The sequence below is a fragment of the Nocardia sp. NPDC056611 genome, assembly GCF_042792755.1.
In the GTDB taxonomy this organism is placed as follows: Bacteria; Actinomycetota; Actinomycetes; order Mycobacteriales; family Mycobacteriaceae; genus Nocardia.
The window spans coordinates 19,037-31,180 of record NZ_JBHTVV010000001.1; the positions used below are offsets into that span (position 1 = coordinate 19,037).

The 12,144-nt window shown below is 69.2% G+C and carries 13 protein-coding genes and 1 pseudogene; 5 read left to right on the forward strand and 9 right to left on the reverse strand.

Going from position 1 to position 12,144, the window contains the following annotated elements:
- Positions 1-8 precede the first annotated feature (8 nt).
- Together ACFRAQ_RS00095 and ACFRAQ_RS00100 are read right to left on the reverse strand one after the other, a co-directional pair.
- A pseudogene (locus tag ACFRAQ_RS00095) lies at positions 9-371 on the reverse strand (cyclic nucleotide-binding domain-containing protein); the annotation flags it as partial.
- Between the two features lie 39 nt (positions 372-410).
- Positions 411-2,480 (reverse strand): prolyl oligopeptidase family protein, encoded by a 2,070-nt coding sequence (locus tag ACFRAQ_RS00100; RefSeq protein ID WP_379091927.1) that lies wholly within the window; start codon positions 2,478-2,480, stop codon positions 411-413.
- Positions 2,481-2,598: 118 nt separating this feature from the next.
- Here ACFRAQ_RS00100 and ACFRAQ_RS00105 point away from each other — a divergent pair, with 118 nt between their 5' ends.
- Both ACFRAQ_RS00105 and lpdA read left to right on the forward strand, forming a co-directional pair.
- A complete protein-coding gene (locus ACFRAQ_RS00105; RefSeq protein WP_379091929.1) occupies positions 2,599-3,600 on the forward strand; it encodes a dipeptidase in 1,002 nt (333 codons plus the stop codon).
- Positions 3,601-3,728: 128 nt separating this feature from the next.
- On the forward strand, positions 3,729-5,132 hold the full coding sequence (gene lpdA, locus ACFRAQ_RS00110; RefSeq protein WP_379091931.1) for a dihydrolipoyl dehydrogenase: 1,404 nt from the start codon (positions 3,729-3,731) through the stop codon (positions 5,130-5,132).
- Between the two features lie 146 nt (positions 5,133-5,278).
- Here the strand turns inward: lpdA and ACFRAQ_RS00115 are convergent, their stop codons facing one another.
- Complete coding sequence (locus ACFRAQ_RS00115) at positions 5,279-5,758, reverse strand: nucleoside deaminase (RefSeq protein WP_379091934.1); 480 nt, start codon at positions 5,756-5,758, stop codon at positions 5,279-5,281.
- 8 nt (positions 5,759-5,766) lie between these two features.
- Complete coding sequence (locus ACFRAQ_RS00120) at positions 5,767-6,165, reverse strand: winged helix-turn-helix transcriptional regulator (RefSeq protein ID WP_379091937.1); 399 nt, start codon at positions 6,163-6,165, stop codon at positions 5,767-5,769.
- A 109-nt stretch (positions 6,166-6,274) separates the two neighbouring features.
- Here ACFRAQ_RS00120 and ACFRAQ_RS00125 point away from each other — a divergent pair, with 109 nt between their 5' ends.
- Complete coding sequence (locus ACFRAQ_RS00125; RefSeq protein WP_379091940.1) at positions 6,275-7,126, forward strand: SDR family oxidoreductase; 852 nt, start codon at positions 6,275-6,277, stop codon at positions 7,124-7,126.
- A gap of 40 nt (positions 7,127-7,166) precedes the next feature.
- On the opposite strand, the gene ACFRAQ_RS00130 is transcribed toward ACFRAQ_RS00125, so the two are convergent.
- The 4 genes from ACFRAQ_RS00130 to ACFRAQ_RS00145 form a co-directional block, all read right to left on the reverse strand.
- Positions 7,167-7,673, reverse strand: a complete 507-nt coding sequence (locus tag ACFRAQ_RS00130) for a transglycosylase SLT domain-containing protein (RefSeq protein WP_379091943.1) — start codon at positions 7,671-7,673, stop codon at positions 7,167-7,169.
- Positions 7,674-7,810: 137 nt separating this feature from the next.
- A complete protein-coding gene (locus ACFRAQ_RS00135) occupies positions 7,811-9,025 on the reverse strand; it encodes an RNA polymerase sigma factor (RefSeq protein ID WP_379091946.1) in 1,215 nt (404 codons plus the stop codon).
- A gap of 29 nt (positions 9,026-9,054) precedes the next feature.
- Positions 9,055-9,408 (reverse strand): YciI family protein, encoded by a 354-nt coding sequence (locus tag ACFRAQ_RS00140; protein WP_357281998.1) that lies wholly within the window; start codon positions 9,406-9,408, stop codon positions 9,055-9,057.
- A gap of 99 nt (positions 9,409-9,507) precedes the next feature.
- Positions 9,508-9,885 carry a VOC family protein gene (locus tag ACFRAQ_RS00145; protein ID WP_357090800.1) on the reverse strand — a complete coding sequence of 126 codons (378 nt, stop codon included), beginning with the start codon at positions 9,883-9,885 and terminating at the stop codon, positions 9,508-9,510.
- A gap of 123 nt (positions 9,886-10,008) precedes the next feature.
- On the opposite strand from ACFRAQ_RS00145, the gene ACFRAQ_RS00150 reads away from it, so the two are divergent.
- Together ACFRAQ_RS00150 and ACFRAQ_RS00155 are read left to right on the forward strand one after the other, a co-directional pair.
- Positions 10,009-10,788 carry a TetR/AcrR family transcriptional regulator C-terminal domain-containing protein gene (locus tag ACFRAQ_RS00150; protein ID WP_379091950.1) on the forward strand — a complete coding sequence of 260 codons (780 nt, stop codon included), beginning with the start codon at positions 10,009-10,011 and terminating at the stop codon, positions 10,786-10,788.
- Positions 10,789-10,898: 110 nt separating this feature from the next.
- On the forward strand, positions 10,899-11,543 hold the full coding sequence (locus ACFRAQ_RS00155; RefSeq protein WP_379091953.1) for a GNAT family N-acetyltransferase: 645 nt from the start codon (positions 10,899-10,901) through the stop codon (positions 11,541-11,543).
- A gap of 9 nt (positions 11,544-11,552) precedes the next feature.
- Here the strand turns inward: ACFRAQ_RS00155 and ACFRAQ_RS00160 are convergent, their stop codons facing one another.
- Positions 11,553-12,092 (reverse strand): carboxymuconolactone decarboxylase family protein, encoded by a 540-nt coding sequence (locus tag ACFRAQ_RS00160; RefSeq protein ID WP_357090805.1) that lies wholly within the window; start codon positions 12,090-12,092, stop codon positions 11,553-11,555.
- Positions 12,093-12,144 lie beyond the last annotated feature (52 nt).

Genomic DNA, 12,144 nt, shown 5'->3' on the forward strand with positions numbered 1-12,144 from the left:
TCCCGCAGGGTCGCCCGGGGCACGGTGAGCACGACCGCGCCGGTGACGCTGCGCCCGGTGGCGGTGTGGGGAGTGTCGTCGACCAGCGCGATCTCCGAGATCAGGCTGCCGGGCCCGAGCAGGGCGAGCTCGACCACGTGGCCGGTGAGGCCGGAGGTGATCCGGATCTCGCCCTCCACCACGATGCCCGCCCACTCGCGCGGCGTGGATTCGTGGAACAGCACCGCCCCGGCCGGGTATTCGCGCCGCTCGGCGGTGGCGGCGAAGGCGCGGACGTCCTCCGGATCGAGTCCGGTGGCCGCGGCGGTGCTACTGATCAGCTCGTCCAGTTCGGCCACGTCGACTCCTCGCTCGGTGGGAAAACCCCACATCGGCACCCGAGTCCGATCTTTCCGAAACGGGCGGATCTTTCAAGCGCGACGCGGCCGTTCACCGTCCATCAGTTGCTGGAGGAAGAACTCGTAGACCAATGCGGCCTGGAACGCGGACTGCTTGTTGTCCGCGGCGCCGCCGTGACCGCCCTCGATGTTCTCGTAGTACCAGACCTCATGGCCCTCGGATGCCAAGCGCGCGGCCATCTTCCGGGCGTGGCCGGGGTGCACGCGATCGTCGCGGGTGGAGGTGGCGAGCAGGATCGGCGGATAGGTCTGCTCGGCGCTGGTGTTCTGGTACGGCGAGTACTTGGCGATGTACTCCCACTCCTCGGGCTTGTCCGGGTCGCCGTACTCGGCCATCCAGGACGCGCCCGCCAGCAGCAGGTGGTAGCGCTTCATATCCAGCAGCGGCACCTGGCAGACGATGGCCCCGAACAGCTCCGGGTAGCGGGTCAGCATGACGCCCATGAGCAGGCCGCCGTTGCTGCCGCCCACCGCGCCCAGCTGGTCGTGGGTGGTGATGCCGCGCGCCACCAGGTCGCGGGCGATGGCCGCGAAATCCTCGTAGGCCTTGTGCCGGTTGGCCTTCAGCGCCGAGGTGTGCCATTCCGGGCCGTATTCGCCGCCGCCGCGGATATTGGTCATGACGTAGGTGCCGCCGCGTTCCAGCCAGCCCATGCCGACCGCGCCGCTGTAGGCCGGGCGGCGCGACACCTCGAAGCCGCCGTAGCCGGACATGACGGTCGGTCCGGGGGTGCCCCGCAGATCACGGTGGCGGATCACGAAATACGGGATCTCGGTGCCGTCGTCGGAACGCGCGAAGAACTGCTCGGTTTCCATACCGTCGGCGTCGAAGAACGCGGGCTCCTGCTTCAGCACCTCCACCGCGCCGCCCACCGAACTCGACATGAGCGTGGCCGGGCTGGTGAAACTGCTGGTGGAGAGCATGAATTCGTCGCCGCCCTCGAGCCGGTCGAGGTTCATCACGCTGGTGGTGGACATGGCCGGGGCGTCGGCCAGCGGCGCGCGGGTCCAGCCGTCCGGGCCGGGGGTGAGCACGTGCAGTTCGGTCTGCACATCGTGCAGGGTGGCCAGTAGCAGGTGGTTCTCGGTCCAGCTGTAGCCGTGCAGGGCCGTGTGCGGGTCGGGGGTGAAGAGCACCTCGAAATCGCGTGCGCCGGACAGGAATTCCTCGAAGTCGGCGGCCAGCAGCGCGCCCGCCGGATAGGTCGAGCCGTTCACCTCCCACGGGGTCTTCGGCCGCACCAGCAGCCACTCCTTGTTCCAGGAGACGTCGGCGTCGGTGGGGGCCTCGATGAGCCGCAAGGTGTCGTCGGACTCGAGCAGGTAGACCTCTTCGTTGAAGAAGTCGGTGGCGCGGCTCAGATAGTGCCGTTCGTAGCCGGGGGTGCGGTCGTAGCCCGCCGAGACGGCCACGTCGGTGGACAGGCCCTCGTACACGAATTCGGCCTCGGCCAAGGGGGTTCCGCGCCGCCAGCGCTTCACCACCCGGGGATAGCCGGAGTCGGTGAGGGAACCGGGGCCGAAGTCCGTGCCCACGTAGATGGTGTCGTGGTCGATCCAGGCGTAGTCGGACTTGGCCTCGGGTAGGTGGAAGCCGCCGTCCGCCGGGTCGATGAAAGTCTTCGCCTCGATATCGAATTCGCGGATCACCTTGGCGTCCGCGCCGCCGCGCGACAGGCTGATCAGCGCGCGCCGCTGCTCCGGGCGCTTCACCGCCGCGCCGCCCCATACCCAGTTCTCGCCCTCGGCCGCGGCCAGTGCGTCCAGGTCGATGAGGATCTCCCAGTCCGGCTCGGCCTTGGCGTATTCGGCGAAGGTGGTGCGCCGCCACAGGCCCTTGGGGTGCTCACGGTCGCGCCAGTAGTTGTAGAGCCACGGGCCGCGCCGGCTCGGATAGGCGATGCGGGTGTCGGTGTCGAGCATGGCGAGCACACGCGCCTCGAGTTCGCCGAAACGCTCGGTCGAGGCGAAACGCTCCTTCGACACCACGTTCCGTTCCTCGGCCCACGCCAGCGCGCGGTCGCTCTCGACTTCTTCGAGCCACAGGTAGGGATCGGTCACACCCTGTCCAACACCGGTCATGCCCTCATTGTTGCCCAGGGGCGCGTTCGCCGGTCGCGAACGTGTTGCCGAGCACGGTGGCAATGACAGTCGGGCGCGGGTGGCGCTGACCGCATCGTCCGGTCAGTAGGATTGCCAGGTGTCGCATGAGCCCCGGCTGTGGGAACAGCACTGCTGCCTGCCATTACTGCCGACCGCGGACGTCACCGAGCTGATTCGGTACCCGATGGGCTCGTATCTCTCGGTGAACATCGGATATTCGCCGCAGACCACCCGCGACTCGCTGGAACTGGTCACCCAGCTGCGGCGGGATGCCTTGACCGACGGCCGTTTCCGGCTGGTGCACGACATCGAGGACGCCTGGCCGAGCACGCCGACCGCGGAGACCGAGTCCACCATCGCGCTGGCCTTCGACCTCGAGGACGCCGGGCCGCTGGACGGCGATCTCGACAATGTCGAGCTGTTCCACGAACTGGGGCTGCGCTCGCTGCTGCCCACCTACAACCACGCCAATGCCGCCGGCTGCGGCTGCCTCGACACCGAGGACACCGGGCTCACCGCCTACGGACGCGACCTGATCCGCACCCTCAACGAGGTGGGCGTGTTCGCCGACGGGTCGCACTGCTCGCGCCGCACCGGCCTCGACATCGCGGAGGTCACCAGCGTCCCGATGATCTACAGCCACTCGAATTTCGCGGCGCTGTGGGAACATCCGCGCAATATCGCCGACGAGCAGGCCAAGGCGTGCGCGGCCACCGGCGGGGTGATCGGTGTCAATGGGGTCGGCATATTCCTGGGCCGCAACGAGCCCGCCGACCGGGCCGGGCGGGTGGAGGCCATGGCCGACCACATCGCCTACGGGGCGGAACTGGTCGGTATCGAGCATGTCGGGGTGGGCTCGGACTACTCCTTCGACGCCGACGATTTCAATCGGGAGCTGGCTGAGAATCCGGAGAGCTACTCCCAGGAGTACCTCCGCTACGGCCAATTGCAATGGACGCCACCGGAAGATCTGCTCGGCACGGCGGGGGTGCGCGGCCTGGACGCGGCGCTCGCCGACCGCGGCTTCTCCGTGGCGGACCGGGCGGCCGTCTTCGGCGGCAACTTCGCGCGCGTCGCCCGGCAGGTGTGGCGCGGCTGATTCCACCTGCATAGCGAACTGATCGGTCGTTTCCGTGGTGTGGGAGTGACCGCTCTCACGTGCTCGCGGTCTCACCCGGGCGGGGGATGGCTGAGTGAGCACCCGGCAACAGGTCTAGTCTCGAAGCCGTGACTTCCCACTACGATGTCGTCGTTCTCGGCGCTGGTCCCGGCGGTTACGTCGCCGCGATTCGTGCCGCTCAACTCGGCCTGCGAACAGCGATCGTCGAGCAGAAATACTGGGGTGGCGTGTGCCTGAACGTGGGCTGCATTCCGTCCAAGGCACTGCTGCGCAACGCGGAGCTGGCTCATATCTTCACCAAGGAAGCGAAGACCTTCGGTATCTCGGGTAACGCGACCTTCGACTTCGGCGCGGCGTTCGACCGCAGCCGCAAGGTCGCGGACGGCCGGGTCAAGGGCGTCCACTTCCTGATGAAGAAGAACAAGATCGACGAGTTCGACGGCAAGGGCACCTTCACCGGCCCGAAGTCGCTCTCGGTCGCGCTCACCAAGGGCGGCACCGAGGACATCACGTTCGACAACGTGATCATCGCCGCCGGCACCGAGACCAAGCTGCTGCCGGGCACCTCGCTGTCGGCCAACGTGGTCACCTACGAGGAGCAGATCCTCACCCGCGACCTGCCGGGCTCCATCCTCATCGTGGGTGCGGGCGCCATCGGCATGGAGTTCGGCTACGTCCTCAAGAACTACGGCGTGGACGTGCGCATCGTCGAATTCCTGGACCGCGCCCTGCCGAACGAGGACGCCGACATCTCCAAGGAGATCACCAAGGCGTACAAGAAGCTCGGCATCACCATCACCACCGGTGCGGCCGTGCAGTCCATGGAAGACGACGGCTCCAAGGTCACCGTCGCCATCAAGGACAACAAGACCGGCGCCATCGAGACCGTCACCGTCGACAAGGTGCTGCAGGCCGTCGGCTTCGCGCCGCGCGTGCAGGGCTACGGCCTGGAGAACACCGGCGTCGCGCTCACCGACCGTGGCGCCATCGCCATCGACGACTACATGCGCACCAACGTCCCCGGCATCTACGCCATCGGTGACGTCACCGCCAAGCTGCAGCTCGCGCACGTCGCCGAGGCGCAGGGCGTGGTCGCCGCCGAGACCATCGCGGGTGCGGAGACCCAGGCGCTGGGCGACTACCGCATGATGCCGCGCGCCACCTTCTGCCAGCCGCAGGTCGCCTCCTTCGGCCTCACCGAGCAGCAGGCCAAGGACGAGGGCTACGACGTCAAGGTCGCCACCTTCCCGTTCACCGCGAACGGCAAGGCGCACGGCCTCGGCGACGCGCAGGGCTTCGTCAAGCTGATCTCCGACGCCAAGTACGGGGAACTGCTCGGCGGCCACCTGATCGGCCCGGACGTCTCCGAGCTGCTGCCGGAACTGACCCTGGCCCAGAAGTGGGACCTCACGGTCAACGAGGTCGCCCGCAACGTCCACACCCACCCGACCCTGTCGGAAGCCATTCAGGAAGCGATCCACGGCCTCGCCGGCCACATGATCAACTTCTGACTCTGAAGGGTCTCAGGGCTTCGCCCCCGAACCCCCTCGAGATTTTCGGGGGCAGGCCCCCGGACCCCCGAGGTCCGGGGGCCTGCCCCGCAAGGCGGCCTGATGTCGGCGTAAGTCGCCGGTATCAGGCCGTTCTCGTGTAGCGATCAGTCGGCCAGGTGCAGGCGGCGGTGGAGGGCGTAGACGCGGTCGGTGAGTTCCGGGAAGGGGCCCGAGACCGGGATGGACGGGGCCACCTCCTGGATGGCGAGGGGGCGGATCGGGCCCGCGGGGACGCCGAACTCGTCGAGCCACTCGGTGAGCTGGGCGGTGGAGGCGGCGTAGACGATCGGGCCCAGGCCGACCCAGGCGTGGGCGGCCGAGCACATGGCGCAGTGTTCGCCGGAGGTGTAGACGGTGGCGGTGGCGCGCTGCTCGGGGGTGAGGTGGTCGGCGGCCCAGCGGGCCAGCTCGAATTCGGGGTGGCGGGTGGCGTCGCCGCCGGAGACCCGGTTGCGGTCCTCGGCCAGGACCTTGCCGTCCGCGTCGACCAGCAGTGATCCGAACGGCTCGTCGCCCGCGTCGAGGGCCTCGGCGGCCAGCTCCACGCAGCGTTCCAGGTACTGCAGATCGGTGTCGGCGGACATTCGGCTCCTTACGGGCGGTGGTAGGCGGACTGCGCCGCTTCGATGGTCGCGAGATTGGACTCGAGGATGTCGATGAGGCCGACGAGCTGGTCGGCGACCCGCGCGCCGAGGTCGGTGAGGGTGTACTCGACCACCGGCGGGATGGACTGCTGGACTTCGCGATTGACCATGCCGTCGCGTTCCAGGGTCTGCAGGGTCTGGGAAAGCATGCGCTCGGAGATGCCGTCGACCCGGCGGCGCAGCGCCGAGAAGCGGTAGGGGCCCTCGCGCAGGGCGGCCAGGGCGAGCACGCCCCAGCGGCTGGCGACGTCCTGCAGGACCGGGCGGGAGGCGCAGTTGCGGGCGAAGACGTCGGCTTCCAGGGTCGGGTCGTCCGTGAAGGACTGGTCGGAAGGCCGGGCGTTCATGAGATTCAGGTTACCTGCCATTCGGGTAGCGGTTCAGGAATAGCATGTGCTTACTATTAGTTAGTACATGTCGAGCGTGCAGTTCATTTCATCGAACCTGGAGGTAGTCATGACCGTCGCAGTCACCGGAGCCAGTGGTCAGCTGGGTCGTCTGGTCGTCGAGGCGCTGCTGAAGGACGGGTCGCAGCCCGTCGTCGCCGTGGTCCGCGATCCCGCCAAGGTGGCCGACCTGGCCGAGCGCGGCGTCGAGGTGCGGGTCGCGAGCTTCGACGATCCGGCGGCGCTGGAACGCGCCTTCCAGGGCGTCGACCGCGTGCTGCTGGTCTCCGGCAACGAGTTCGGCAAGCGCGTCGCCCAGCACACCAATGTGCTGCGCGCCGCCGAGGCCGCGGGCGTGAAACTGCTGGCCTACACCAGCATTCCGCAGGCCGACCGCAATCCGCTGATCCTCGCCCAGGAGCACATCGGCACCGAGGCGGTGCTGGCCGGGGCGAGCATCCCGACCACCCTGCTGCGCAACGGCTGGTACTGGGAGAACTACGCCGGCGGTCTGGGCCACGCCGTCGCGAGCGGCGTGCTGCTCGGCGCGGCCGGGGACGGCAAGGTATCCGGCGCGGCGCGGGCCGACTACGCCGAGGCGGCCGCCCGGGTGCTCACCACCGACGGGCACGAGGGCAAGGTCTACGAGCTCGGCGGCGACGAGACCCTCTCGTACGCCGAACTGGCGCAGGTGATCTCGGAGGTCTCCGGCAAGCCGGTGCGTTACGAGGATCTGCCGCAGCAGGATTACGCGGCCGCGCTGCAGGGTGCGGGCCTGGACGCCGGATACGCGGCGGTGCTGGCCGATGCCGACGCCGGGATCGCGGGCGGCATCCTGGCTGTCGACTCCGGCGACCTGCAGCGGCTGCTGGGTCGCCCGACCACCCCGGTGGCCGAGGTGTTCCGGGCGGCGCTCAACTGATCGAGGGTTCGGGCTGGACCGATCGAGCGGACGGGCAGGCTCAGTACCAGTTGTGGGCCTGCCAGAACGCCCACGCGTTGTTGGGGCTGCCGTAGCGTTCGACCATGTAGCGGTAGGCCCAGCGCAATTGGGTGAGCGGGTTGAACATCCAGTCCGGGCCCTCGCTGAACATCTTGTGCGCGGGGAGGGCCTGGGGCAGCCCGTACGCGCCCGAGGTCGGGTTGATGGCGAACACCTGCCAGTCGCTCTCGCGGGTGATGATGTGGTTGAACGAATCCCACTGGTCGAACGGGACCATGAAGCGGGACATGGTCTGCAGGGCGGGCTTCGAATAGCGCTGGGCCGAGCCGACCAGTTGCAGCAGCGAGGCCGGATCGAGGGGAAGCGCGACCGGGACGCCGGTGGCGGAGACGGGGTTGGCGATCTCGGTGCGAGCGTCGGCGTGCGTGACGCCGACCGTCAAGGGCGCGATGGCCGCCGCCAGCAGTCCGAGTACCGCGACTCGGATCGGGCGCCGGCGGGCGGTGTTCTCGTGGGAAGCGGGCAACGCCTGGTCCTTCCGTGTCGTTCACGAAAAAACAGACCCCATGTGTCTTCCAATCAGAAACCGACCGTACGCCCTTGAACTTCGGTGACGGGGTGAGCGACACGCGGGGAACTCCCTGATCGGCGCCGACGCGCTGGTCAGCGCGCCCGCCCGCGCAGCAGTTCGCGCTCGCTGTCATTGGCGGTGAGTTCGGCCGCCCGCTCGAATGCCGCCCGCGCCTCGGCGGTCCGGCCCAGCCGTTCCAAGAGATCCCCGCGCACGGCGTGCAGCAGGTGATAGCCGTCCAGATCCGCCGCGACCGCGTCGATCAACTCCAGGCCCGCCGCGGGCCCGTGCACCATCGCCACCGCCACCGCCCGGTTCAACTCCACGACCGGTGACGGAAATCGTTGCGCGAGCACGGCATACAGTCCGGCGATGCGCCGCCAATCGGTGTCGGCGGCGGCCGGGGTCACCGCGTGCACCGAGGCGATGGCGGCCTGCAGGGCGTAGCGGCCGGGCGGGAGTTCCCGCGTCCGGTTCAGGGTGTGGGCGCGGGCCAGGGCGGCCAGTCCGCGTTCGATGTACAGGCGGTTCCAGCGGGAACGGTCCTGATCGGGCAGCAGGATCGGGCCGCCGCCGGAATCGCTGCGGGCCGTGGTGCGTGAGGCCTGCAATTCCAGCAGGGCCGCCAGGCCGTGCGCCTCCGGTTCCTCGGGCAGCAGTCCGGTGAGGATGCGGGCCAGGCGCAGCGCGTCCTCGCACAGTTCGGCGCGCACCCAGCGTTCGCCGGAGGTGGCCGCGTAGCCCTCGTTGAAGATCAGGTAGATCACTTCGAGCACCGAGTCCAGTCGCGCGGTCAGCTCCGCGCCCTCCGGTACCTCGAAGGGGATCCCTTTGGCGGCGATGGTGCGTTTGGCGCGCACGATCCGTTGCGCCACCGTCGATTCCGGGACCAGATAGGCGCGCGCGATCTCGGTGGTCGTCAACCCGCCCACCATGCGCAGGGTGAGCGCCGCCCGCGCCGGGGGCGTGAGCACCGGATGGCAGGCGGTGAAGATCATGCGCAGCAGGTCGTCGGCGATCACCGGGTCCGGTTCGCCCACCGGCGCTTCCGCGGTGATCGCCTCCCGGCCCAGCAGTTCCAGCTTCCGGGCGAAGTTCGCGTCGCGCCGGATGCGGTCCACCGCCCGGTGTTTGGCGGTGAGCATGAGCCAGCCGCCGGGATTCGGCGGGACGCCCGCGGACGGCCACTGTTCCAGTGCCGCCACGTGGGCGTCCTGCGCGAGTTCCTCGGCGGTGGCGATATCCCCGACCAGGCGGGTCAATCCCGCCACCAGCCGCGGCCATTCGATGCGCCAGGCCGCTTCCACGGCCCGGCGCGCCCGCTCCTCCCGCGGAGTCAGTGCTGGCCTTCCAGCTGCCGCACCTCGACCTCGATCTCCCATTCGGGTCCGTGCACGCGCAGGAACCGGGAGGCCCATTCGGCGGCCTCCTCGGGGGAGCGCGTCTGCAGCAGCAGGTAGCCGCCGATGATCTCCTTGGATTCGGTGAACGGACCGTCCATGACGGTCTGCGTGCCGCCGGACTGCCGGATCCGGGTGCCCTCCTCGGGCGGGCGCAGGCCCGCGGTGTCGAGCAGCACGCCCGCCTTGGTCATCTCCTCGATGATCTCGTTGACCCGCGCGATCAGGTCGTCGCCGGGACCGTCGGGGGCCTGGGCGGGGTCCAGGCGAATCAGCACCAGGTGTCGCATAGTCGAATCCTCCTTCGTGTGGGGATCGTGGTTCGACCCTCGCCTACTCCTCGAACGGGGTGGGGCGGAATCGACATCCGGCTCAGACCCACCGCACCATCAGACCCACTGCACCAGCTGGATGACGATGCCGTTGGGATCCAGCGCCTGGAAGTAGCGCTCGCCCCACGGCTCGGTCTCGATGGGCGTCACGATCGGCACGCCCTCGCCCTGCACGCGAGCGTATTCGGCATCGATGTCATCCACCACGAAGACCACCAGCAGACCCTGGCCGGCGCTGCCCGCGATGCGGTCCGGCTTGAAGCTGCCGAGGCCGGTGCGCAGGTAGATGACGTCGAAGCCGGCGTCGGGCCGGGTCAGGTTGACGAAACCGTCGGCCGACATCTTCTCGGTGAAGCCGAAGTGGTCGATGAGGAACTTCGCGGAGGCGGTCTCGTCGGGCACGTTCAGGGAGATCGCGGATGCGGTGACGTTCAAGGGTCCTCCTAGGTGGCGCCGGTTAACTCTGTACTAAGTACGCTATACTTTGTACGGACATTCCCGGCGGGATGCAAAGTGATGACCGTCACATGGATACGATCGGCGGCGGAGGTGACGCGAATGGCCGCGAAAGGCGGGGAGCGCAGCAGCGCGGGAGACCCGGTGCGAACGCTGGAACTGCTCTGGCGCGAGCCCGGCTCCGGCGGGTCGGCGCGCGGGCCCAAACAGCGCACCACCGTGGACGCCGTCGTCGCGGCCGCGCTCGGGATCGCCGATACCCAGGGCCTGGCCGCGCTCACCATGCGCTCGGTCGCGGCCGCGCTCGGCATCACGCCGATGGCCACCTACACCTATGTGCCGGGCAAGGCGGAACTGCTGGATCTCATGCTCGACACGGTCTACCAGCGCATGGAGCGCCACGACCTGAGCGGAATGGGCTGGCGGGACCGGGTTTCCACGATCGCCGCCGAGAACCGCGTCATGCTCGCGGCGCACCCGTGGGTGGCGTACCTGCCCACCACGCGCCCGCCGCTGGGGCCCGGCGTGGCGGCGAAGTACGACCACGAACTGAGGGCCTTCGACGGCCTCGGCCTCGGCGACCTCGATATGGACGCGGCGCTCACGTACGTGCTGGGGTTCGTGACCGCCACCGCGCAGCTCGCGATCGACGCCGCCGGGGCGGCCGCGGAAAGCGGGCAATCCGACCATGATTGGTGGGAGCGCGCGGCTCCGCTGCTGGCCCGGGTGTTCGACGCCGAGCGCTACCCTTTGGCGGCGCGGGTCGGCGAGGCGGCCGGGCAGGCGCACGACAGTGCCTACAGTGCGGACCATGCCTACGAATTCGGTCTCGCTCGGGTCCTCGACGGGCTGGCGGGCCTGATCGAGCGTCCCGAACACTGATCGAGAACCCCTGAGCGCCTCTGTCTCTTCCGCGAACCTGGCACAGACCGACCGGGACGATGGTCTCAATATCGCCGCACGGAGCGGCGGGTGGCGGCAGAATTTCAGCTATGCCCCGATCGGCCCCGGAAATCGTTGCCGCCGAAACCTTCACCAGGGCAGCGCAGCCGGTGCTTCCCGTGGGGGAGGGACTGGTCCTGCGGCCGTGGCTGCGGCGCGACGGCCCCGAGGTGTACGCGGCATTCCAGGATCCAGCTATCGCCCGCTGGCACGTGCGCACCGCCGACACCGTGGAGGAGGTCGGGGACTGGGTGGACTCGTGGGCGCGGTCGTGGAGCAGTGGCGCGGCGGCGAATTGGGCCGTGGCGGACAGTCGCAGCGGCCGGCTGATGGGCCGCGCCTCACTGCATCACATGGAGCTGTGGCACGGCGAGGCGGAGATCGCGTACTGGGTGATCCCGGCGGCCCGCGGTCGCGGCATCGCGCCGCGGGCGGTGGAGGCGCTGGTCGGCTGGGCCTTCGAGGTGGCCGGATTCCACCGCCTCGAATTACGTCATTCCGTGCACAACGCCCAATCCTGCCGGGTGGCCGGCAAATCCGGCTTCATCCTCGAGGGCATCAATCGCAGCGCGGGTCTGCACACCGACGGCTGGCACGATATGCACCTGCACGCCCGCATCCAGCCCGCCCGCCCCGCCGAACCCGCCCTCCCGTACGAGGCCGCCACCCAGCCGGTCTTCCGCCTGCGCCGCTAGGGCTTCCGGTCAGTGGTCGGTCTCGATGCGCAGCGCGGTGATGGTGCTGGCCAGGCCCTCGTACTGATTGGTGAGCAGCACGATCTCGATGAGCCGCTGCTCGTCGTAGTGCGCGGCCAGCGCCTGCCAGGTGGCGTCGTCGAGGTCGCGGGTGGTGACCAGCTGGTCGACGGCGGTGAGCAGGGCGCGTTCCTTGTCGGTCCAGCCCGCGGCGGCGGGCCCCTCGCGCAGCCGGTCCAGAATCTCGGGGGTGACGCCCGCGCGCCGTCCCAGCCGGATGTGGTGGTCGGTCTCGTATTCGCATTCGCGCAGGTGCGCGACGCGGAGAATGACCAGTTCGGATTCGTAACGCCGCAGCTTGCCGCCGGGCATCAGCCGCCCGGAGAAGTGCAGCCAGCCGCGGAACAGGCCGCCGGTGCGGCCCAGCGTGCTGAACAGGTGGGCGTCGTCCGTCCCGGCGGCGCGGGAAAGCGCCTGCCAGACAACCCAGTTGACCGGTCCGAGCTCCCGCAGACGGCCGGGAGCGATGCGTGGCTTCGTCGACACCATGGCTCCAGTCAACACCCTGTCTGGGCCACCCGCCAGACCGTGGCGGTGCGCG

Excerpts from the sequence above, each read along its gene's own strand:
- ACFRAQ_RS00100 (WP_379091927.1), bottom strand. The coding sequence starts at position 2,480 with ATGACCGGTGTTGGACAGGGTGTGACCGATCCCTACCTGTGGCTCGAA.
- ACFRAQ_RS00115 (WP_379091934.1), bottom strand. The coding sequence starts at position 5,758 with ATGTCCGCCGACACCGATCTGCAGTACCTGGAACGCTGCGTGGAGCTG.
- ACFRAQ_RS00120 (WP_379091937.1), bottom strand. The coding sequence starts at position 6,165 with ATGAACGCCCGGCCTTCCGACCAGTCCTTCACGGACGACCCGACCCTG.
- ACFRAQ_RS00125 (WP_379091940.1), top strand. The coding sequence starts at position 6,275 with ATGACCGTCGCAGTCACCGGAGCCAGTGGTCAGCTGGGTCGTCTGGTC.
- ACFRAQ_RS00140 (WP_357281998.1), bottom strand. The coding sequence starts at position 9,408 with ATGCGACACCTGGTGCTGATTCGCCTGGACCCCGCCCAGGCCCCCGAC.
- ACFRAQ_RS00150 (WP_379091950.1), top strand. The coding sequence starts at position 10,009 with ATGGCCGCGAAAGGCGGGGAGCGCAGCAGCGCGGGAGACCCGGTGCGA.
- ACFRAQ_RS00155 (WP_379091953.1), top strand. The coding sequence starts at position 10,899 with ATGCCCCGATCGGCCCCGGAAATCGTTGCCGCCGAAACCTTCACCAGG.
- ACFRAQ_RS00160 (WP_357090805.1), bottom strand. The coding sequence starts at position 12,092 with ATGGTGTCGACGAAGCCACGCATCGCTCCCGGCCGTCTGCGGGAGCTC.